The following is a 20,682-nucleotide window of genomic DNA, read 5'->3' as shown; positions in this document are numbered from 1 at the left end:
ATGACACCGGATTCACTACGGGCCGCGCTGGGAGGCGTACCCGATCCCGATTGGCTGGACACGGCGCTGCGCCGGGTCACCACCGAGCCCACCGCGATCACCCGGCTCTTTCCCGCCGTCGGCCGACGCTGCGGACGGGCCGCGCTGCCCGACGCCCCCGGCTGGACCGCCGACGACGCGGCCCGGGTGCTGCTGCTCACCAGCCTGCCCGGCGACCACGCCGCGTACGCCGAGCGCCTCTACCAGCACGGTGACGCGGCCGAACGACGAGCCGTGCTGCGCGCCCTGCCACTGCTGCCGATCGGCGCCGACGCGGTGGCGTTGCTGCACGACGCGATCCGGACCAACGACACCCGGCTGGTCGCCGCCGCGCTCGGCCCGTACGCGCGGCACCTCGACCCGGCCGCCTGGCGACAGGCGGTGCTCAAGTGCGTGTTCAGCGGCGTCCCCCTGGCCGCCGTGGCCGACCTGGACACCCGGGCGGACGGCGAGCTGGCCGCGATGCTGGCCGCGCTGGCCGCCGAACGGCACGCCGCCGGCCGGGAGTTGCCCGCCGACGCCACCGACCTGCTCGACCGGCTCACCGCCGCACTGCCCCGGGAGGCGTGAATGCGCATCTTCGACCCCCACATCCACATGACCTCACGCACCACCGACGACTACGAACGGATGGCCGCCGCCGGGGTACGCGCGGTGGTGGAGCCGGCGTTCTGGCTGGGTCAGCCCCGCACCAGCGCCGCCTCGTTCACCGACTACTTCGACTCACTGATCGGCTGGGAGCCATTTCGGGCCGGGCAGTTCGGGGTGCGCCACTTCGCCACCATCGCGCTGAACCCCAAGGAGGCCAACGACCCGCGCTGCCGCCCGGTCCTCGACCTGCTGCCCCGCTACCTGGACAAGGACGCGGTGGTGGCGGTCGGCGAGATCGGGTACGACTCGATGACGCCCGAGGAGGACGAGGCGTTCGCAGCACAGCTCGCCCTCGCGGTGGCGTACGACCTGCCGGCGCTTGTGCACACCCCGCACCGGGACAAGGCGCGCGGCTGCGAGCGGACTCTCGCCGTGGTCGCCGAGTCCGGCATCGACGCGGGTCGGGTGGTGGTCGACCACCTCAACGAGGTGACAGTCAAGCTGGTCCGCGACAGCGGCTGCTGGCTGGGTTTCTCCATCTACCCGGACACCAAGATGACCCCGCAGCGGATGGTCGAGCTGCTGCGGGAGTACGGCACCGAGCGGATGCTCGTCAACTCGGCGGCCGACTGGGGGCGCTCCGACCCGCTGCTGACCCGGGCCACCGGCGAGGCGATGCTGTCGGCCGGCTTCAGCGACGACGACGTCGACACGGTGCTGTGGCGAAACCCGGTGGAGTTCTACGGGCAGTCGGGGCGGCTCGACCTCAGCGACCTGGACGTCGCCGCCGCCGTGGACCCGCAGACCGGCAACTCGATCCTGCGCGGCGGCAGCTGATGCGGCTGCGACATGCCGGCGGCGAGACCGTCCACCTGGGCTACTGCACCAACGTGCACCCCGCCGAGGACCTCGCCGGCATCCTCGGTCAACTGGACACCTACGCGGTGCCGGTCCGCGAGGCGCTCGGCAGCGACCTGCTCGGGCTCGGCCTGTGGCTGGCCGCACCGGTCGCCGCCGAACTGGCCGCCGACCCGGCGCTACGCCGCCGGTTGCGCACCGAACTCGGCGCGCGTGGGCTGGAGGTGGTCACCCTCAACGGCTTCCCGTACGCGGCCTTCCAGGCGCCGGTGGTCAAGCAGGACGTGTACCACCCGGACTGGACCACCGAGCAGCGCCTGACGTACACCCTGGACCTGGCCCGGGTGCTCGCCGACCTGCTGCCCGACGACGCCGCCCGGGGCTCGATCTCCACCCTGCCGCTGGCCTGGCGGCAACCGTGGGACACCGGCCGGGCCGACGCGGCCCGACGCCGGCTGGACCAGCTCGCCGCCGGCCTGGCCACGGTGCAGCGGGACACCGGCCGCGAGGTGCGCATCGCCTTCGAGCCGGAGCCCGGCTGTGTGGTGGAGAGCACCGGTCAGGCGGCCGAGCTGCTGTCCGGGATGGACACCGAACGGCTGGGTGTCTGCGTCGACCTGGCCCACCTGGCCTGCGCCTGGGAGGAGCCGGCCGAGGCGCTGGACCGACTGCGGGCGGCCGGACTGCCGGTGGTGAAGGTGCAGGTCTCGGCCGCCGTCGAGGCCGCCGACCCGGAGGGCGGGGCCGAGGCGTTGCGCCGCTGGGTGGAGCCACGCTTCCTGCACCAGACCCGGGGCGCCGGTTGCGCCGGTCTCGCCGACCCGGCCGACCCCGCGTACGCGGCCGACGACCTGGACGAGGCACTGGACCGGGCGCTGCCCGGCCCGTGGCGGGTGCACTACCACGTGCCCCTGCACGCCCCACCCGAGGAACCACTCGGCTCGACCCTGCCGGTGCTCCGCGCGGCCCTGAGAGCGCTCTTCGACGGCCCGACCGCCGGCTGCGACCACCTCGACGTCGAGACGTACACCTGGGGGGTGCTGCCGGCCGCACGACGGCCCGGCACCGACGCGGAGCTGGCCGCCGGCATCGCCGCGGAGCTGGCCTTCGCCCGGGATGAACTGGTCGGCCTCGGGCTGACCGCAGAGCGAACCGTGAGCATGGGGGTGACGCGATGAGCCGGCGACTGGTGGTCCTCGACGTGGTGGGGTTGACCCCACGACTACTGGCGCACATGCCTCGACTGCGGGGGGTCGCCGACGGCGGCTTCCGGGCCGAACTGGGCACCGTGCTGCCCGCGGTGACCTGCTCGGTGCAGTCCACCTTCCTCACCGGCGAGCCGCCCAGCGGCCACGGGATCGTCGGCAACGGGTGGTATTTCCGGGAGCTGGGCGAGGTGCTGCTGTGGCGGCAGCACAACGCGCTGGTCGGCGGGGACAAGCTCTGGCAGGCCGCCCGTCGGGCCGAGCCCGGCTACACCGTGGCCAACGTCTGCTGGTGGTACGCCATGGGCGCGGACGTCAACTGGACGGTGACGCCCCGCCCGGTCTACTACGCCGACGGGCGCAAGGAACCGGACTGCTACACCGACCCGCCGGAGCTGCACGACGCGCTCACCGGGCGGTTGGGCACGTTCCCGCTCTTCACCTACTGGGGGCCGACGGCCGGGCTGCCGTCGTCGCGGTGGATCTGCCAGGCCGCGGAGCAGATTCTCGCCGACGTGTCACCCGACCTGACCCTGGTCTACGTCCCGCACCTGGACTACGACCTGCAACGCTTCGGTCCCTCGTCGGCGCAGGCCGCCGCGGCGGCAGCCGAGCTGGACGCGGTGCTCGGCCCGCTCCTGGACGCCGCCCGGGCGCGGGACGCCACAGTGGTGGTGCTGTCCGAGTACGGCATCACCGACGTGTCCCGGCCGGTGGACGTCAACCGGTTGCTGCGCGCCGAGGGGCTGTTGCACGTGCACACCCAGGCAGGCATGGAGTACCTCGACCCGTGGACGTCGAAGGCGTTCGCGGTCGCCGACCACCAGATCGCGCACGTCTACGTCAAGGACCCGGCCGACGTGCCGGCGGTGGCGAAGCTCTGCGCCGGCCTGCCCGGGGTGGCCGAGGTGCTCGACGCCGAGGGCAAGGCCGCGCACGGGCTGGACCATCCGCGCGCCGGTGAGCTGGTGCTGGTGGCCGAGCCGGACGCCTGGTTCACCTACTACTACTGGCTGGACGACACCAACGCGCCGGACTTCGCCCGGCTCGTGGAGATCCATCGCAAGCCCGGCTACGACCCGGCGGAGCTGTTCTTCGACCCGGCCAACCCCGGTGCCGCGAAGGCCCGCGCCGGGGTGGCGCTGGCCCGCAAGAAGCTCGGCATGCGCTACCTGATGAGCGCTGTCGGCCTGGACGCCGGCGCGCGGGCGGTGCGGGGCTCGCACGGGCGGCTGCCGGACGACCCGGCGGACGGCCCGGTGCTGCTCTGCTCCGACCCGAGCGCGGCCCGGGACAAGATCGCGGCGACCGAGGTCAAGGCGCTGCTGCTGGAGCTGGCCGGGCTGAGCCCCGGCGGTGCGGGTGGCTCGGGGGAGGGGGCATGACGGTCACCGTCGCGCCCACCGACGCCAGCGAGCTGCGGGCGCGCTTCGACGCGGAGCTGGCCGGGTTTCTCAGCCGGCAGGGCCCGGACTGGCCGGACGGTGCGCCGCGAGGCGTGTTCACCGCGCTGCAACGGTTCGTGTTGGCCGGTGGCAAGCGGTTGCGACCGCTCTTCTGCTACTGGGGCTGGCGCGGCGCCGGGGCGGCCGACGGCACCCCGATCGTGGTGGCCGCCGCGGCCCTGGAGCTGTTCCACGCGTTCGCGCTGATCCACGACGACATCCTGGACGGCAGCGACCGCCGCCGGGGTGAGCCGTCGGTGCACCGGCTCTTCGCCGACCTGCACGCCCGCTCGTCGTGGCGCGGTGACCCCGAGGCGTACGGCCGCAACACCGCGCTGCTCTGCGGGGACCTCTGCGCGGCCTGGTCGGATCAGATGTTCCACGAGTGCGGCCTGAGCACCGAGCAGGTGCACCGGGGGTACGGCGTGTTCGCGCTGATGCGTACCGAGGTGATCGCGGGGGAGTACCTGGACCTGGTGTCGGGCGTGGGTGACGGCTCGGTGGCCAGCGCGCTCACCGTGATCCGGATGAAGGCTGCCCGCTACACCGTCACCCGGCCGTTGCAGATCGGCGCGGCCCTGGCCGGCGCGGGGCCGGAGCTGATCGCCGCGCTGGGCGAGTTCGGTGACCCGCTGGGTGACGCGTTCCAGCTTCGCGACGACGTCCTGGGCGTGTTCGGTGACCCGGCGGTCACCGGGAAGTCGGTCCTGGACGACCTGCGTGAGGGCAAGCCCACGGTGATGATGGCGCTGGCCCGCAGCGCCGCCGACAAGACGCAGACCATCCGGCTGCGGGAGCTGTTCGGCAACCCGGCGTTGGACGCCGACGGCGCGGCGGAGCTACGCGACATCATCGAGGCGACCGGTGCCCTGGAGCGGATCGAGCAGATGATCCGGGTCCGCACCGAGGCCGCGCTCTCCGCCCTGCAGAGCGCCATGGTGGCCGACGAGGCCCGCGCGGCCCTGGTTGCGCTGGCCGGGCAGGCGATCGACCGACGCGCCTGACCGGCGACTTTCGATCAAATCGACAAAAGTTGATGCTGAACCGCCGGAAGGTATGGACACATCGACACGTGCGACTTAGTGTCGTGACCAACACGACAATGTTTCGTCGAGGTGAACCGGCGGCGCGGTAACCCATCGACCCCCATCACCGCTACGGCATCCGGCGCGACGGCGCGCGCCCGGCCTGGCAGTCACTCGTCAGGAAGGGACAGCACAAATGTCCATGAAGGACGCTCCCAGACAACGGTCCCGACGATGGTTCTCCGCCGGATCAGCGCTGCTGCTGGCGGTCGCCGCCGGCACTGTCACACTCGCCGCCGGGTCGGCCCCCGCCCAGGCGCACACCATCGTCGCCAGCGACTTCCAGCAGGTCGAGCTGGCCCGCGGTGTGACCGACATGGGTGAGCCGATGTCACTGGCGGTGCTGCCGGACCGCTCGGTCCTGCACACCGCCCGCAACGGCACCCTGCGCCGCACCGACGCCAACGGCACCACCTCCGTGATCGGCACCCTGTCGGTCTACCAGCACGACGAGGAGGGGTTGCAGGGCGTCGGCGTCGACCCGGGCTTCGCCAGCAACCGCTACATCTACCTCTACTACGCCCCGCCGCTCACCACCCCCGGCGGTGACGCGCCGGCCACCGGCACCGACTTCTCGGCCTGGAACGGCGTCAACCGGCTCTCCCGGTTCACGCTCAACTCGGACTTCACGCTCAACCAGTCCAGCAAGGTCGACGTCCTCGACGTCCCGGCCAGCCGTGGCATCTGCTGCCACGTCGGCGGTGACATCGACTTCGACGCCGCCGGCAACCTCTACCTCTCCACCGGCGACGACACCAACCCGTTCGAGTCGGCCGGCTACTCACCGCTGGACGAGCGGACCAACCGCAACCCCGCGTACGACGCGCAGCGCAGCGCCGGCAACACCAACGACCTGCGCGGCAAGATCCTGCGGATCAAGGTGAACGCCAACGGCACCTACTCCATCCCGTCGGGCAACCTGTTCGCCCCCGGCACGGCCAAGACCCGGCCGGAGATCTACGCGATGGGGTTCCGCAACCCGTTCCGGATCAGCGTCGACAAGGCCACCGGTGTGGTCTACGTCGGTGACTACGGGCCGGACGCCGGCTCCACCAGCGCCACCCGGGGGCCGTCCGGCCAGGTGGAGTTCAACCGGGTCGCCGCGCCGGGCAACTACGGCTGGCCGTACTGCACCGGCACCAACACCTCCACCGAGACGTACAACGAGTTCGACTTCGGCACCAACGCCAGCGGCGCGAAGTACAACTGCACCGGCGGGCCGACCAACAACTCGTTCCGCAACACCGGCCTGACCACCCTGCCGCCGGCCCAGCCGGCCTGGATCCGGTACGCCGGCGACGCCGGCACCCCGACCGAGTTCGGCGGTGGCTCCGAGTCGCCGATGGGCGGCCCGGTCTACCGGTACAACGCCTCGTCGACCTCCACCACCAAGTTCCCGCAGTCGTTCGACGGGCAGTTCTTCGCCACCGAGTTCGGCCGGGGCTGGATCAAGCCGATCCACGTCAACTCCGACGGCTCCCGGGGCACCATCGACACCTTCCCCTGGGTCGGCAAGCAGGTGATGGACTCGGCGTTCGGCCCGGACGGCGCGTACTACGTGCTCGACTACGGCACCGGTTACTTCAACGGTGACGCCAACTCGGCGCTCTACCGCTTCGACTACGTCGGCGGCGGCAACCGGGCGCCCACCGCGAAAGCCAGCGCCAACCGCACCTCTGGTGCCGCCCCGCTCGCGGTGACCTTCTCCTCGGCCGGCTCGTCCGACCCCGAGGGCGGCGCGTTGACCTACTCGTGGGCGTTCGGCGACGGGACCACCTCGACCGCTGCCAACCCGACGAAGACCTACAGCGCCAACGGCACCTACACCGCCACGCTGACCGTGCGGGACCCGCAGGGCGCCACCGGCAGCAGCAGCGTGCAGATCAGCGTCGGCAACACCGCGCCCACCGTCACGATCAACAACCCGGGCAACGGTCAGCTGTTCAGCTTCGGGGACACGGTGCCTTACAGCATCACGGTGACCGACCCGGAGGACGGCACCATCGACTGCACGAAGGTCAAGATGACCTACGTGCTCGGGCACGACCAGCACGGGCACCAGATCACCTCGAAGACCGGTTGCTCGGGCTCGATCACCATCCCGGTCGACGGTGAGCACGACGACGCGGCGAACATCTTCGCGATCTTCGACGCCGAGTACACCGACGCCGGTGGGCTGACCACGCACACCCAGCACACGCTGCCGCCGCGGCACCGCCAGGCCGAGTTCTACGGCACCTCGTCCGGCGTCAACGTGTTCAGCAAGACCCCGGCCGAGGGTGGCAAGACCGTCGGTGACATCAACAACGGCGACTGGATCGCGTTCCAGCCGTACCGGTTGGGCAACGTGACCTCGTTCAACGCCCGGGTCTCCTCGGCGGGTGCCGGTGGCACCCTCCAGGTCCGGGCCGGCTCGGCCACCGGCACGGTGCTCGGCTCGGCCACGGTCCCGGTGACCGGCGGCTGGGAAACCTTCACCACGGTCACCGGGACGATCACCAGCCCGCCGACCGGCACGACCACGCTCTACCTGACCTTCGCCGGGTCGGGCACCGGGGCGCTCTACGACCTGGACGCCTTCACCTTCGTGACCGGGACGCCCCCGGCCGGTGGGGCCGGGCCGATCACGGGCCTGGGCGGCAAGTGCCTGGACGTGCGCAACGCCGCCACCGCCGACGGCACGCAGATCCAGATCTACACCTGCAACGGCAGTACCGCGCAGACCTGGGCGGTCACCCCCAACTCCACGATCAAGTCGTTGGGCAAGTGCCTGGACGTGTCGGGTGGTGCCACCGCCGACGGCACCAAGATCCAGCTCTGGACCTGCAACGGGACCGCGGCCCAGAACTGGGCCGCCCAGGCCGACGGCACGCTGCGCAACACGTCGTCGGGCAAGTGCCTCGATGTCTCCGGCAACAGCTCCGCTGACAGCACGGTGGTCCACCTCTGGACCTGCACCGCCGCCGCCAACCAAAAGTGGACCCTGCCCTGAGCTGGCTGGAGGGGCCCTTCGACAGCGCCTAGTGTGGTGCGAGGGGCCCCTCCTAACCGCAATTAGGAGAGCGATATGCGCAGACGCCTGCGACCCGTCCTCGGTGCGGCCATGGCCGCACTCGCCGTCATCGCCTGTACCACCCCGGCCACCCCGGCCAGCGCCGCCGACGCCCCCTACGACGTGCTGGTCTTCTCCAAGACCGCCGGTTTCCGGCACGACGCGATCCCGGTCGGCATCCAGACCATCCGCGACCTGGGCGCGGCGAACAACTTCACCGTCACCGCGACCGAGGACGCCGCCGCGTTCACGACGAGCAACCTCAACCAGTACGAGGCGGTCGTCTTCCTCAACACCACCGGCGACGTGCTCAACGCCAGCCAGCAGACCGCCTTCGAGTCGTACATCGGCTCGGGCCGCGGGTACGTGGGCGTGCACGCGGCAGCCGACACCGAGTACGACTGGCCGTTCTACGGCAACCTCGTGGGCGCGTGGTTCGCCTCGCACCCTGCGATCCAGCAGGCCAACATGAAGGTGGAGGACCGGGGCCACGCGGCGACCGCGCACCTGCCGCAGACCTGGACCCGCACCGACGAGTGGTACAACTACCGCACCAACGCCCGGTCGAGCGCCCACGTGCTGGCCACCCTGGACGAGTCGTCGTACTCCGGCGGCGGCATGGGCGCCGACCACCCCCTGAGCTGGTGCAAGAGCTACAGCGGCGGCCGGTCCTTCTACACCGGCGCGGGGCACACCCAGGCGTCGTACGCGGAGTCCGGGTTCCGGAACCACCTGCTCGGCGGCATCCGGTACGCCTCCGGTCGGAGCAAGGCCGACTGCCGGCCCGAGACCGGCTACACCCCGCTGTTCAACGGCTCGACGGCCGGTTGGTCTCAGGCCGGCCCGGGCAGCTTCACCAACTCCGACGCCACCCTGACCTCGGTCGGCGGCATGGGGCTGTACTGGTACAACGCCAAGCAGTTCACGAACTACTCGTTGAAGCTGGACTGGAAGCTGGCCGGTGACGACAACTCCGGCATCTTCATCGGGTTCCCACCGTCGAGTGACCCGTGGTCGGCGGTGGACAACGGTTACGAGATCCAGATCGACGCCACCGACGCGGCCGACCGCACCACCGGCGCGGTCTACACCTTCAAGTCCGCCGACATCGCCGCTCGTGACGCGGCGCTGAACGCGGCGGGGGAGTGGAACACGTACGAGCTGCTGGTCGAGGGCGAGCGGCTGCAGATCTTCCTCAACGGGGTGAAGATCAACGACTTCACCAACACCAACCCGGTCCGCTCGCTGGCCGGTCACATCGGCATCCAAAACCACGGCACCGGTGACGACGCCTCGTTCCGCAACATCCGGATCAAGGAGCTGGGCACCACGCCGCCGCCCACCGGCACGATCCAGGCCGAGGCGTTCAGCTCGGCCAACGGCGTCTCCGCGTTCACCAAGGCGGGCGCCAACGGTGGGCAGACCGTCGGCTACATCGACCCGGGTGACTGGGCCGCGTACAACGGGGTCAACCTGGCCGGGGTCACCTCGTTCACGGCCCGGGTCGTCTCCGGCGGCGCGGGTGGCAACATCCAGGTGCGCACCGGCTCGGCCACCGGCCCGGTGCTCGGCACTGTCGCCGTGCCCAACACCGGCAGTTGGACGACCTTCGCCAACGTCTCCACGGCGCTGTCCAACGTCCCGTCCAGCACCCAGAACCTCTACCTCACCTTCACCGGTAGCGGCACGGGGCTCTTCGATTTGGACGACTTCACACTGGTCAAAGGCACCGGGGGCGGCACCGGGGTCGGTCCGATCAAGGGTCTCGCCGGCAAGTGCCTGGACGTGCGCAACGGCGCCACCGCCGACGGCACCCAGATCCAGATCTACACCTGCAACAGCAGCACGGCGCAGACCTGGACCGTGACGCCGAACTCGACGATCAAGGCGCTCGGCAAGTGCCTGGACGTCTCCGGCAGCGGCACCGCCGACGGCACCAAGATCCAGCTCTGGACCTGCAACGGCAGCGGCGCGCAGAACTGGGCGGCCGCGTCCGACGGCACCCTGCGCAACCCGTCGTCGGGCAAGTGCCTGGACGTCTCCGGCAACAACTCCGCGGACAGCACCATCGTGCACCTCTGGACCTGCCTCAACGCGGCCAACCAGAAGTGGACCCTGCCCTGACCGACTGAGCCCGGAGCCCGGCCGGCGTGCCCCGGCGGCCGACGCGACGGCGGGTCGGGAAGCGGTGTCCCGCACGAGCGTGATGCCTCTGAGTCATCTTGATGACCCAGAGGCATCACGCTCGTACTTATTCGCCCGCCGACCCGCGGATGCCCGCGGCCCGGCTCACAGCCGGCTGCCGTACCTTGACCTGCATGGGGTTGTTGGCGCAGTGGCGTGGGACGGTGCTGGCGCGAGGCCATCAGCTGCTCGGTGCGCTGGGCCGGCCTGACGAGCCCGACGACCCGTCCGAGCCGGCGCCCAGCCTGAACCGTCTCGGCGCGTTGGTGGAGGGCTTCACCGCCGGTCAACCGGTGCGGTGGTCCATGGCCGGGCAACCCCGGCCGCTGCCCGGCCCGGTCGACGTGGTGGCGTACCGGATCATCGAGGAAGCGCTCACCAACGCCTGCCGGCACGCGCCGGGCGCCCCGGTCGGGGTCCGCCTGCGCTACGACGCCGCGGGCATCACCATCGAGGTACGCGACGACGGCGCCGGTCCCACTCCGTCCGGCGGTGGCACGCCTGCCGCCGGTCGGGGTCTGCTGGGGGTACGCAGGCGCGCCGAGCGGCTCGGCGGCACGTTCTCGGCCGGCCCGCGCGCCGGCGGCGGCTTCACCGTACGGGCGGTCCTGCCCGCACCCGAGGAAATGATCGGATGATCGGCCGACCCCAGGGCTTCCCCGATGGGGTAGCGCGGAAATAGGGTGGGGGGCGGCTACCGTGCTGGTGGCCGGTGACCCGGTGGGAGGCGCAACCCGCCGGGCTCAGGTGTGTTCCGCACCCACCGGTGACCGCCCGCGTGCCGCGTACGTCCGGTCACCCTCGCCCCGGTCCGCACATGGAATCCCCATCACAACAGGGGAGAAGGACAATGGCGCGACCCATCACGCTCTTCACGGGCCAGTGGGCCGACCTTCCGTTCGAGGAGGTCTGCCGGCTCGCCTCCGAGTGGGGCTACGACGGTCTGGAGATCGCCTGCTGGGGCGACCACTTCGAGGTCGACAAGGCGCTCGCCGACGACTCGTACGTCGAGCGCAAGCGGGAGACCCTCGCGAAGCACAACCTTGAGGTCTTCACGATCTCCAACCACCTCGTTGGTCAGGCGGTCTGCGACCACCCGATCGACGAGCGGCACCAGGACATCCTGCCCGGCCGCATCTGGGGCGACGGGGAGCCCGAGGGGGTCCGCCAGCGGGCCGCCGAGGAGATCAAGGACACCGCGCGGGCGGCGGCGAAGCTCGGGGTGAAGACGGTCGTCGGCTTCACCGGTTCGTCGATCTGGCACACTCTCGCGATGTTCCCGCCGGTGCCGCCGTCGATGATCGAGCGCGGTTACCAGGACTTCGCCGACCGGTGGAACCCCATCCTCGACGTGTTCGACGAGGTGGGGGTGCGGTTCGCGCACGAGGTGCACCCGAGCGAGATCGCGTACGACTACTGGACGACGAAGCGGACGCTGGAGGCGATCGGCAACCGGCCCGCGTTCGGGCTGAACTGGGACCCGTCGCACTTCGTCTGGCAGGAGCTGGACCCGGTGAACTTCATCTTCGACTTCGCCGACCGCATCTACCACGTGGACTGCAAGGACGCGAAGGTGCGTACCGGCGATGGCCGGCGCGGCCGGCTCGCCTCGCACCTGCCCTGGGCCGACCTGCGGCGCGGGTGGGACTTCGTCTCCACCGGCCACGGCGACGTGCCCTGGGAGGACTGCTTCCGCGCGTTGAACGCGATCGGCTACACCGGCCCGATCTCGGTCGAGTGGGAAGACGCCGGCATGGACCGGCTGGTCGGCGCCCCGGAGGCGTTGCAGTTCGTCCGCCGGCTCGCCTTCGACGCACCGAGCGCCGCCTTCGACGCGGCGTTCAGCAGCAAGGACTGACCGCACGTCGGACAGACCACGGGCCGGTCGCCCTGCGGCGACCGGCCCGTCGACGTGCGATGGGTCAGAGCGTGCTGGCGTTCGTGCCCGAGCCGGACGGCTTCGTGCGGGGGTTCGTGGACGACGGCGACCCGGAGGTCGTGCCGACCGTGCTGGTGCCCGCCTTGGCGCCCACGGTGGCGGGCGTGCCGGCGAACGCGTCGTCGGCGGCGGTCAGCTCCTGCTTGCCGGTGCTGCCGTTACCGGTGCCCAGCTTCTCGGCCAGTTTGGTCTGGCCGAGCTTGTCCTTGCCCTCGCTGTAGAGCTTGTTGGCCTGGGCCTGCGCGACCCCGGCCGCCTCCTGGACGGTCGGGTGGTCGAGCACCTTGCGGCCCCGGACCACGAGCTCTTCGTACTTTTCCCGGCCGGCACGGGCGCCCAGGACGAATCCCGCAGCCAGCCCGCCAAGAAACATGATCTTTCCGCGCATGGCGGCTCCTTCCGTACCTGACGCGCCGTCGCCCCGGCGAGTTGCCCCGTCGGAAGGCGACCTGTTCGCGCCTGCGTCCTCTGTCCGCAGCTAACTACCCATCCTGCTCTCCGCTCAAGCATGCTTGTGCCGGGATGGCGATTTACCCCTATTGTCAATGCGACGGCGGGGAGGGAACCCACTGGACCACCACCGGGGGAAGTCCTGTACTCTTGTCCCGTCGCACGGCGTCGGGGAGATCCGGAGTCGCGCGGAGCACGATCCCCTGTAGCTCAATTGGCAGAGCAGCCGGCTGTTAACCGGCAGGTTATTGGTTCGAGTCCAATCGGGGGAGCTTTCCCACGTACGCCCGTCAGCCAACCGGCCGACGGGCGTTTTCGTGTGTGTGACCCGGTTTCACCCACCTGCGACCTGCTTGCCCGGCAGGATGGTCGATGTCGACTGAGGCTCCCGCTGCGTCGATTGATGCGTCGATCCTTGGGGTGAGTGCATGTCCGGACGAGGCGGCAAGGCAACGCTGATCGCGGTGGCGGTCGTGCTGGCCTGGCTGGTGATCGGCGGCGTGGCCGGCCCGTACGCCGGGCGCCTCAGCGAGGTCGCCACCAACGACAACGCCGCCTTCCTGCCCACCGACGCCGAGGCGACCCGCGCCCAGGACCTCGCCGGCGAGTTCGTCGACCGGCAGACCATCCCGGCGCTCGTCGTCTACGAGCGGCCCGCCGGGATTACCGACGCCGACCGGCAACGGGTGAGTGCCGACGCCGCCCGGTTCGCCCAGATCCCCGGCGTGGTCACCCCCCTGCCCCCGCCCATCCCGAGCGACGACGGCCAGGCCCTCCAGGTCGTCGTACCGGTGGACGACGCCGAGGGCGAGGAGATCGGCGCGGTCGTCCAGCAACTGCGCGACATCGCCGGCGGTGACCGGGACGGCCTCACCGTGGACGTGGCCGGCCCGGCCGGCCTGCTCGCCGACCTGATCGAGGTCTTCTCCGCCATCGACGGGCCACTGCTGCTCGTCACCCTGGTCGTGGTGCTGGTCATCCTGCTGATCGTCTACCGCAGCCCGGTCCTCTGGATCTTCCCGCTGCTCGCCGCCGGGATGTCGTACGCCCTCGCCTCGGTCTTCGTCTACCTGCTCGCCGACGCCGACGTGGTCAAGCTCAACGGGCAGGCGCAGGGCATCCTCACCGTGCTGGTCTTCGGCGCCGGCACCGACTACGCGCTGCTGCTGATCGCCCGCTACCGGGAGGAACTGCACCGGCACGACCGCCCCTGGGGCGCCATGAAGACCGCCTGGAAGGGCGCCGCGCCGGCCATCATCGCGTCCGGCGGCACGGTCATCGTCAGCCTGCTCTGCCTGCTGCTGTCCAGCCTCAACTCCAACCGGGCGCTCGGCCCGGTCGCCGCCATCGGCATCGCCGCCACCCTACTGGTGATGCTCACCTTCCTACCCGCGCTGCTGGTGCTCGGCGGACGGTGGGCGTTCTGGCCCCGACGGCCCCGAGCCGACCAGGCCGACCCGCGGGCCGAACACGGCATCTGGAGCCGCGTCGCCGGCTTCGTCGCCCGGCACGCCCGCCCGATCTGGCTGAGCACCGCCGTCGTGCTGGCCCTGCTGACGCTCGGCCTCACCCAGCTCGGCGCCACCACCCTGGGCCAGTCCGACCTGTTCACCCAGCGCACCGACTCGGTCGACGGCCAGGAGGTGATCTCCCGGCACTACCCGGCCGGCACCGGCAGCCCGGCCACCATCTTCACCACCGAGCAGACCGCCCGACAGGTCACCCAGGTGGCGAAGGACGTGCCCGGCGTCGCCGACGTCCGCCCCCTCACGGCCGGCCCGCAGACCGGCCCACCCGATCCGAGTGCCGCCCCGAAAATCGTCGACAGGCGGGTGCAACTGGACGCGACCCTGACCGACCCACCCGACAGCGACGGCGCCGAGCGGACCATCCGCGAGCTGCGGGTGGCCGTACACCAGGTGCCCGGCGCGGACGCGGTGGTCGGCGGCTTCACCGCGATCAATGTGGACACTTCGGACGCCGCGAAGCGCGACCAGAACGTGATCATCCCGGTGGTGCTGGTGGTCATCGCGGTGATCCTGGCCCTGCTGCTGCGTGCGCTGCTCGCCCCGCTGCTGCTCATCGCCACCGTGCTGCTCAGCTTCGCGGCGACCCTCGGCCTCTGCGCGCTGCTGTTCCGCCACGTCTTCGACTTCCCCGGCGTGGACTCGTCGTTCCCGCTGTTCGCGTTCGTCTTCCTGGTCGCGCTCGGCATCGACTACAACATCTTCCTGATGAGCCGGGTCCGCGAGGAGTCGGTCAAGCGCGGCACCCGCGCCGGGGTGCTCGCCGGCCTCGCCGTCACCGGCGGCGTGATCACCTCCGCCGGCATCGTGCTCGCCGCGACGTTCTCCGCCCTCGCCGTCCTGCCCCTGGTCATACTCGTCGAGTTGGGTACGGCGGTCGCGATCGGGGTACTGATCGACACCATCATCGTCCGGTCGCTGCTGGTGCCCGCACTCGCGTACGACATCGGGCCGAAGATCTGGTGGCCGGGCCGGTTGTCCCGGGCGAACGGTGAGCGGGAGGCGCGCGGTGCTGGCTGAAACCGATGTGGTCATCGTCGGCGGCGGCCTGGCCGGCCTCGCCGCCGCCCGCCGGCTGCACCGCGCCGGCGTGCCCTGGCGGCTGCTGGAGGCCGAGGGCCGGCTCGGCGGCCGGGTCGCCACCGACGTGGTCGACGGTTACCTCATCGACCGGGGCTTCCAGGTGCTCAACACCGCCTACCCCCGCCTCGGCACGCTGCTCGACACCGACCAGCTCAACCTCGGGTACTTCACCTCCGGTGTGCTGGTCCGCAAGGGCGACAACCTGCTGCGGCTGGTCAACCCGCTGCGCGAGCCGACCGGCGGGCCCGGCACCGCGCTCGCCGGCGTCGGCTCCCTGCTCGACCGGCTGCGCTTCGCCGCGCTCGCCACCGGCAGCGCCACCCTGCCCGCGTCCCGGCTGCTCGCCGCCCCGGAGACCAGCACCGAGACGGCGCTGCGCCGCGCCGGCCTCTCCGACGCGATAATCGAGGAGCTGCTGCGACCGTTCCTGTCCGGTGTGTTCATCGAACGGGAACTCTCCACCTCCAGTCACGTGCTGGCGATGGTGCTGCGCTCCTTCGCCCGTGGCCGGATCGGCCTGCCCGCCGAAGGCATGGCCGCGCTGCCCCGCGCCATCGCCGCACCGCTGCCCGCCGACCTGCTCGACCTGGACACCCCGGTCGCGGAGGTCACCCCGGGCCGGGTCCGCACCCAGGCCGGCGACATCCGCTGCCGGGCCGTCGTGGTCGCCGTCGACCCGCCCGCCGCGGCCGCGCTGCTGCCGGCCCTGGCGAGGGTACGCATGCACAGCTACACCACCTACTACCACAGCGCCCCCGAGCCGCCGCTCACCGAACCGATCCTGCTCGTCGACGGCGACCGACGCGAACTCGTCGCCAACACGGTGGTGCTCAGCAACGCCGCCCCGACGTACGCGCCCGCAGGACGGCACCTGATCGCCACCTCGGTGGTCGGCCCGACGGCCCCACCCGAGCCGACCATCCGGGCCGAGCTGACCCGGCTGTACGGCCGCTCCACCGCCGACTGGACCCACCTCACCACCGTGGCCGTCCCCGAGGCGCTACCCGCCGCACCACCGCCGCAGGGGCGGCTGCGCAAGCCGGTGGCGATGGGGGAGGGCCTGTTCGTGGCCGGCGACCACCGGGACAGCCCATCGATCCAAGGCGCCCTCACCAGCGGCTGGCGCGCCGCCGGCGCTGTGCTCGACGAGCTGCGCGCCGGCTGACAGGCGTACCCGAGCACGCTGTTATATTCCTGTTGCCCATCGTGCTGGTGCAGGCGTGGGCGCCGGCCGGCTCGGTGCTGGCTGCTGACCGCCGAGCGGGATAAGATCCGGCGCGGTGTTCGGGGCGGTAGCTCAGCCGGTTAGAGCAGGGGACTCATAATCCCTCGGTCGCGGGTTCGAGTCCCGCCCGCCCCACCAGCCATTTTCACTGGTCAGCCATGCTGCCGACGCCCTAGGCGAACCGCGTCGAGGTCCGGACGCTGTTGCAACTTCTGCCGGTTAGCCGGCGGTCAGGCAAGTAGCGCCCGGAGCTGCTCTATTGCGCCCAGCACCTCGGCGCGGTGCCTGCCATCCTTGATCCACGCTGGCAAGCGCTCAACCAGAGTCTGGCTTCCCATGTGCTGGCCGCGTTCCCGCAACCGAGCGGACACGTACGTCTCCACCAGGTGCAGGTGCTCGGCGTTGTACGCCCAGAGCACGCGCCCACGGCACTCTGTCGACAACCAGAGTGGCAGGCCAAAGTAGGGGTCATTCGGACCCGAGAACTCAGGGAAGGCGCGCGCGTTGTTCGCGAGGCGAGGAGCATCCCAGAGGTCCGTATACGCGCAACCGAGACAACTAAGCCGACGACGCAGCCAAACATCATGCCGAGTACCGTCGGCCAGCTCCTCGGGACAGGGAAGGACCGAGGCGCGTTCTGCACAGCGTGGGCAGCGGACAAAGACCTCGCCAGCAGCCAAGCCGCCCAGCCAATGCCTCGGATCGCGGAAGCGCCCGGCGTTCCCTTTCTCAGCCGCCGCCATAGATCAACTGTATAGCCATCGGCGCAGCCAAGACCGCCGCCAGGGGCAACGGACGGCGACGGACAGGCTGACCAGGGAAGCACCTACGCCACCAGCGATCCGCAATCTTCTTCTAATCCCAAGGCCGCCGGGCAGGCCGCTGGATCGTTCATCTGGATCTCGTAGTCTCTCGGTCGCGGGTTCGAGTCCCGCCCGCCCTACAATCCGTAGCGCGGCCAGCTCAGCCCCCAGCACAGCCCGGTGTGGACTAGGACCAGTTGAACATCCGCACTGGCAGGAGTACGAGAACGACGGTCGCAGCGATGGCCAGCAGAACGCGCACCGTGCGAAGACCTCGCCACCACGGGATAAGCCAGAGCAGCAACCACATGGCGCCTGAGATGACCACATGTGCGCCAACCACCCCGAGGCTGGTCTCCTCGCACATGTTTTCAGCGATGGCCTCCTTGCACAGCGCCGGCGGGCCGTTGTGGTCCACGAGGCTTCCCAACACCCCGATGAAGCAGGCCAATACTGGAGCCGCTACCAGGGTGAGCAGCGGCGTCACCAGCCATCCGGCGAGGTCACGGTGTCGGTCCACCAGCCGTCCCACTGGCGGAACGCTACAGCCAGACATCGACAATTCTCAAGCTGCTGGTGCTTCGGCCACCGCGCCAACAGACCCGGCAGGATGGTGGCATGGTTCAAGGCACTCGCGACGAGCTGATAAGGCGTTTGGCTGAGGCAGTCGGGGCCATCGCGGTCGCCCACCCGACGCGGGTTGCCGTCGACGGACCGCCTGCCGCCGGCAAGACCACCCTCGCCGACGAGTTGGCCGTCGTCCTGCGCGAGCAGGGCCGTGACGTCATCCGCGCCACGATCGACGATTTCCTCTTTCCCCGAGCGCAGCGTTATCCGCGCGGCGAGTACTCGGCCGAAGGCTGCTACCACGACGCCCACGACAACGACGCGCTGAACCGGGTCCTGCTCGATCCGCTCGGGCCGGACGGGGATCGACGCTTCCAACCTGCCGTCTACGACCGCTACGCGGATGCTGTGGCGTCCCCGCCGGTCACGACCGCCCCAGCCGACGCCGTGCTCGTCTTCGACGGCGTCTTCCTCCTGCGCCCCGAACTGATCGACCGGTGGGACCTGCGCATCTTCGTGTCGACGGCACTGGAGAAGACAGTGGATCGTGCCCTGATCCGAGAGCGCCGGGCGTCAACTCGGGCCGACATCGAACGACGCTGGCGCGAGCGTTACATCCCCTCGCAGCAGCTTTACTTCGCTACGGTCCGCCCCACTCGGCACGCCGACATCGTCGTGCACAACGACGAGCCCCAGCGACCGGTCTGGGAGACCGCCCGACGAGAAGCCCCGGCAGCCGGTGAGTGAGAGCCACGCCTATGGGAGATCCACATCCTCGCCGAACGGCTCGATGAACCCTTCCCAACCGTTCCAACTCAGCCGATGTTGAGCAGCAACACCTGGTTGTCGCGGAGGTCGGAGATGCAGTCGCGCAACAGCCTCAGCGTGTCCAGACCGGCCGTGCCGCTCTCCTCGAAGTCCATCCCCATCTCCTCGAAGTGGGCGACCAACTCCTCCTCGCGGTGCTGGGCGGGGTCGAGCTGATCCAGTAACCCTGGGGCCGGAGTGATGAGCGTGGTCAGGCCGTACGCGCTGGTGATGGCCTCCGACTCGGCATTGAACTCCGGCGGCTCCAGGTCGATGCCGCGCTCCTCCAGATAGGTCAGGACGTAGAGCATGCAGTACCCGGACCAGTCGTACTCCTGCCGCGTCTTGCTCCCGTGTTCCGCCAGGTACGCGCGGAACGACGACGGCGATGTGCGGGCCAGGCGGGCCAGCTCGGTGATGCTGTCCCTGCGGACCACTGTCAGTGACGCGATAGCAGACAACGCATCCTCCGTCGTACGACTCTGCCGCTCCGGCTTTCCGCCGGCTCGTCGGGCAGGCTACTGAGAGGGGGTGACGAGCACGCGGTAGGTGACGTGCAGGACGGTGCTTGCCGCACGCGCCGTCACCTGTTCGAGGTTCAGCGGCGGGACGCCCTCGAACAGCCGCACGCCGGCGCCGAGGGTGGCTGGCACGATGTGCAGCCGCAGCTCGTCGACCAGACCGGCGGCGAGATACTGGTTGATGGTGGTGGCACCGCCGTGGATCGAGACGTCGCCGTCACCGGCCGCCGCGCGGGCCTGTGCGAGCGCCGCCTCGATGCCGTCGGTGACGAAGTGGAAGGTGGTGCCGCCCTTCATCGGCTGCGGCTCGCGCGCGTGGTGGGTGAGCACGAAGACCGGGGTGTGGAATGGCGGATCCTCACCCCACCAGCCGTTCCACTCCCGATCCCACTCGCCACGGATCGGGCCGAACATGTTGCGCCCCATGATGACCGCGCCGACGGCATCGATCTGGTCGACCTCGGCCCGGTTCTCGTCGCCGAAGTCGAACATCCAGGAATGCAGCCGGCCGCCCCAGCCGTCACCGCCGTCGTCACCGAACGGGCGGTCCTCGCTCTGGTTGAGCCCGGCCGAGTACCCGTCGGCCGAGATGGTCTGGTTGACGATCACCTTGCCGTTACGTGAGGTCATTGCGGACTCTCCATTGACGTCGGTGTGTGCCGGGTATCAGCCTACGGCCGCGATGATCAGTGCGATGCCCACGCCGAGGTCGACAACCGCGCAGAACTGCGCCCACGAGCGAGTCACCACCAGCCGGGCCCGGTAGTGGTAGGCGTCCCAGATGCCGTGTGCCAGGAAGCCGACACCCGCCACGGCGGTGCCCACCTGCGGTTGCGTCGCCGCGGTCAGCAGAGTGATCGCGCCGAAGACCATCATGCCGGCGGTCTGCACCGAGAACGTCCGGACCGGGCTGAACCGACGTCGAGTTGCCGCCCAGACCCACAACGGCACCAGCAGCAGTGTCATCCCGACCGCCGGGTCGACCGGCAGCGCGAGCAGCCGTGCCAGCAGGTGCAGGCCGGTCACCACGGCGCTCAGGATGACGAATGCCAGCCACGCGGTCCACGGCCGGCCGAGGGCGTACGCCATGAGGTAGATACCGGCCATGGTGGCCACCGCCGGCCCGAACAGCTCCGCCTGCTCGTTCACCAGGGCGATCACGGTGGTCGCGCCCGCGACGACGACGAGCGCGACTGCGATCGGCCACCGGTCGGCCAGTCGCGGCCTGCGCACTGACGACTGTTCAGTCATGGCCACGATCCTGGCGGCGTCGCCGCGGTCGGCACCGTTTCGGGATCGATC

The 20,682-nt window shown here is 70.6% G+C and carries 18 protein-coding genes and 2 tRNA genes; 14 read left to right on the top strand and 6 right to left on the bottom strand.

What is annotated here, in order from left to right:
* From ACFYL6_RS16925 to ACFYL6_RS16885, 9 genes are all read left to right on the top strand, one after another.
* A complete protein-coding gene (locus ACFYL6_RS16925; RefSeq protein ID WP_387172044.1) occupies positions 1–609 on the top strand; it encodes an EboA domain-containing protein in 609 nt (202 codons plus the stop codon).
* Positions 610–1,467, top strand: a complete 858-nt coding sequence (locus ACFYL6_RS16920) for a TatD family hydrolase (RefSeq protein ID WP_238658464.1) — start codon at positions 610–612, stop codon at positions 1,465–1,467.
* Positions 1,467–2,666, top strand: a complete 1,200-nt coding sequence (gene eboE / locus ACFYL6_RS16915) for a metabolite traffic protein EboE (protein WP_387172042.1) — start codon at positions 1,467–1,469, stop codon at positions 2,664–2,666. The genes ACFYL6_RS16920 and eboE overlap by 1 nt, the downstream gene beginning before the upstream one ends.
* A complete protein-coding gene (locus tag ACFYL6_RS16910) occupies positions 2,663–4,078 on the top strand; it encodes an alkaline phosphatase family protein (protein WP_387172040.1) in 1,416 nt (471 codons plus the stop codon). The genes eboE and ACFYL6_RS16910 overlap by 4 nt, the downstream gene beginning before the upstream one ends.
* On the top strand, positions 4,075–5,142 hold the full coding sequence (locus ACFYL6_RS16905) for a polyprenyl synthetase family protein (protein WP_387172038.1): 1,068 nt from the start codon (positions 4,075–4,077) through the stop codon (positions 5,140–5,142). Before ACFYL6_RS16910 ends, ACFYL6_RS16905 begins: the two co-directional genes overlap by 4 nt.
* 217 nt (positions 5,143–5,359) lie before the next feature.
* Positions 5,360–8,215, top strand: coding sequence for a PQQ-dependent sugar dehydrogenase (locus tag ACFYL6_RS16900; RefSeq protein WP_387172037.1), 2,856 nt, complete (start codon positions 5,360–5,362; stop codon positions 8,213–8,215).
* Positions 8,216–8,290: 75 nt separating this feature from the next.
* A complete protein-coding gene (locus tag ACFYL6_RS16895; RefSeq protein ID WP_387172035.1) occupies positions 8,291–10,399 on the top strand; it encodes a ThuA domain-containing protein in 2,109 nt (702 codons plus the stop codon).
* 194 nt (positions 10,400–10,593) lie between these two features.
* Complete coding sequence (locus tag ACFYL6_RS16890; protein ID WP_387172033.1) at positions 10,594–11,097, top strand: sensor histidine kinase; 504 nt, start codon at positions 10,594–10,596, stop codon at positions 11,095–11,097.
* Between the two features lie 212 nt (positions 11,098–11,309).
* A complete protein-coding gene (locus ACFYL6_RS16885) occupies positions 11,310–12,317 on the top strand; it encodes a sugar phosphate isomerase/epimerase (RefSeq protein ID WP_030488695.1) in 1,008 nt (335 codons plus the stop codon).
* A 64-nt stretch (positions 12,318–12,381) separates the two neighbouring features.
* On the opposite strand, the gene ACFYL6_RS16880 is transcribed toward ACFYL6_RS16885, so the two are convergent.
* Complete coding sequence (locus ACFYL6_RS16880; RefSeq protein ID WP_030330394.1) at positions 12,382–12,786, bottom strand: hypothetical protein; 405 nt, start codon at positions 12,784–12,786, stop codon at positions 12,382–12,384.
* 261 nt (positions 12,787–13,047) lie between these two features.
* On the opposite strand from ACFYL6_RS16880, the gene ACFYL6_RS16875 reads away from it, so the two are divergent.
* The 4 genes from ACFYL6_RS16875 (at position 13,048) to ACFYL6_RS16860 (ending at position 16,820) form a co-directional block, all read left to right on the top strand.
* Positions 13,048–13,120: transfer RNA gene (locus ACFYL6_RS16875), tRNA-Asn, on the top strand.
* A 156-nt stretch (positions 13,121–13,276) separates the two neighbouring features.
* Positions 13,277–15,394 (top strand): MMPL family transporter, encoded by a 2,118-nt coding sequence (locus tag ACFYL6_RS16870; RefSeq protein ID WP_387172030.1) that lies wholly within the window; start codon positions 13,277–13,279, stop codon positions 15,392–15,394.
* Positions 15,384–16,622: an FAD-dependent oxidoreductase gene (locus ACFYL6_RS16865; protein ID WP_387172028.1), complete on the top strand. Its 1,239-nt coding sequence runs from the start codon at positions 15,384–15,386 to the stop codon at positions 16,620–16,622. Before ACFYL6_RS16870 ends, ACFYL6_RS16865 begins: the two co-directional genes overlap by 11 nt.
* Before the next feature lie 121 nt (positions 16,623–16,743).
* Positions 16,744–16,820 (top strand) — tRNA-Ile (locus ACFYL6_RS16860).
* 92 nt (positions 16,821–16,912) lie between these two features.
* On the opposite strand, the gene ACFYL6_RS16855 is transcribed toward ACFYL6_RS16860, so the two are convergent.
* Together ACFYL6_RS16855 and ACFYL6_RS16850 are read right to left on the bottom strand one after the other, a co-directional pair.
* Positions 16,913–17,425 (bottom strand): hypothetical protein, encoded by a 513-nt coding sequence (locus tag ACFYL6_RS16855; RefSeq protein WP_387172026.1) that lies wholly within the window; start codon positions 17,423–17,425, stop codon positions 16,913–16,915.
* A gap of 247 nt (positions 17,426–17,672) precedes the next feature.
* Positions 17,673–18,017: a hypothetical protein gene (locus ACFYL6_RS16850; RefSeq protein ID WP_387172024.1), complete on the bottom strand. Its 345-nt coding sequence runs from the start codon at positions 18,015–18,017 to the stop codon at positions 17,673–17,675.
* A gap of 86 nt (positions 18,018–18,103) precedes the next feature.
* Here ACFYL6_RS16850 and ACFYL6_RS16845 point away from each other — a divergent pair, with 86 nt between their 5' ends.
* Positions 18,104–18,799 carry a cytidylate kinase family protein gene (locus ACFYL6_RS16845; RefSeq protein ID WP_387172022.1) on the top strand — a complete coding sequence of 232 codons (696 nt, stop codon included), beginning with the start codon at positions 18,104–18,106 and terminating at the stop codon, positions 18,797–18,799.
* A gap of 68 nt (positions 18,800–18,867) precedes the next feature.
* Here the strand turns inward: ACFYL6_RS16845 and ACFYL6_RS16840 are convergent, their stop codons facing one another.
* Genes ACFYL6_RS16840 through ACFYL6_RS16830 form a run of 3 tightly spaced genes read right to left on the bottom strand, consistent with a single transcriptional unit; the run spans position 18,868 to position 20,631 of the window.
* Positions 18,868–19,320: a hypothetical protein gene (locus ACFYL6_RS16840; RefSeq protein ID WP_387172020.1), complete on the bottom strand. Its 453-nt coding sequence runs from the start codon at positions 19,318–19,320 to the stop codon at positions 18,868–18,870.
* 57 nt (positions 19,321–19,377) lie between these two features.
* Positions 19,378–20,010 carry a dihydrofolate reductase family protein gene (locus ACFYL6_RS16835; protein WP_387172018.1) on the bottom strand — a complete coding sequence of 211 codons (633 nt, stop codon included), beginning with the start codon at positions 20,008–20,010 and terminating at the stop codon, positions 19,378–19,380.
* A 36-nt stretch (positions 20,011–20,046) separates the two neighbouring features.
* Positions 20,047–20,631, bottom strand: coding sequence for a hypothetical protein (locus ACFYL6_RS16830; protein ID WP_387172016.1), 585 nt, complete (start codon positions 20,629–20,631; stop codon positions 20,047–20,049).
* Positions 20,632–20,682: the final 51 nt, after the last annotated feature.

The organism is Micromonospora sp. NPDC007208, from assembly GCF_042869175.1.
In the GTDB taxonomy this organism is placed as follows: domain Bacteria; phylum Actinomycetota; class Actinomycetes; order Mycobacteriales; family Micromonosporaceae; genus Micromonospora; species Micromonospora foliorum.
The sequence above is the reverse complement of the archived record's forward strand: the minus strand, read 5'-3'. Positions and strand labels throughout refer to the sequence as shown.

Bases quoted from the DNA above. Each gene is read 5' to 3' on its own strand.
- ACFYL6_RS16925 (WP_387172044.1), top strand. From the start codon at position 1: ATGACACCGGATTCACTACGGGCCGCGCTGGGAGGCGTACCCGATCCC.
- ACFYL6_RS16920 (WP_238658464.1), top strand. From the start codon at position 610: ATGCGCATCTTCGACCCCCACATCCACATGACCTCACGCACCACCGAC.
- eboE (WP_387172042.1), top strand. From the start codon at position 1,467: ATGCGGCTGCGACATGCCGGCGGCGAGACCGTCCACCTGGGCTACTGC.
- ACFYL6_RS16910 (WP_387172040.1), top strand. From the start codon at position 2,663: ATGAGCCGGCGACTGGTGGTCCTCGACGTGGTGGGGTTGACCCCACGA.
- ACFYL6_RS16905 (WP_387172038.1), top strand. From the start codon at position 4,075: ATGACGGTCACCGTCGCGCCCACCGACGCCAGCGAGCTGCGGGCGCGC.
- ACFYL6_RS16900 (WP_387172037.1), top strand. From the start codon at position 5,360: ATGTCCATGAAGGACGCTCCCAGACAACGGTCCCGACGATGGTTCTCC.
- ACFYL6_RS16895 (WP_387172035.1), top strand. From the start codon at position 8,291: ATGCGCAGACGCCTGCGACCCGTCCTCGGTGCGGCCATGGCCGCACTC.
- ACFYL6_RS16890 (WP_387172033.1), top strand. From the start codon at position 10,594: ATGGGGTTGTTGGCGCAGTGGCGTGGGACGGTGCTGGCGCGAGGCCAT.
- ACFYL6_RS16885 (WP_030488695.1), top strand. From the start codon at position 11,310: ATGGCGCGACCCATCACGCTCTTCACGGGCCAGTGGGCCGACCTTCCG.
- ACFYL6_RS16880 (WP_030330394.1), bottom strand. From the start codon at position 12,786: ATGCGCGGAAAGATCATGTTTCTTGGCGGGCTGGCTGCGGGATTCGTC.
- ACFYL6_RS16870 (WP_387172030.1), top strand. From the start codon at position 13,277: ATGTCCGGACGAGGCGGCAAGGCAACGCTGATCGCGGTGGCGGTCGTG.
- ACFYL6_RS16855 (WP_387172026.1), bottom strand. From the start codon at position 17,425: ATGGCGGCGGCTGAGAAAGGGAACGCCGGGCGCTTCCGCGATCCGAGG.
- ACFYL6_RS16845 (WP_387172022.1), top strand. From the start codon at position 18,104: ATGGTTCAAGGCACTCGCGACGAGCTGATAAGGCGTTTGGCTGAGGCA.
- ACFYL6_RS16835 (WP_387172018.1), bottom strand. From the start codon at position 20,010: ATGACCTCACGTAACGGCAAGGTGATCGTCAACCAGACCATCTCGGCC.
- ACFYL6_RS16830 (WP_387172016.1), bottom strand. From the start codon at position 20,631: ATGACTGAACAGTCGTCAGTGCGCAGGCCGCGACTGGCCGACCGGTGG.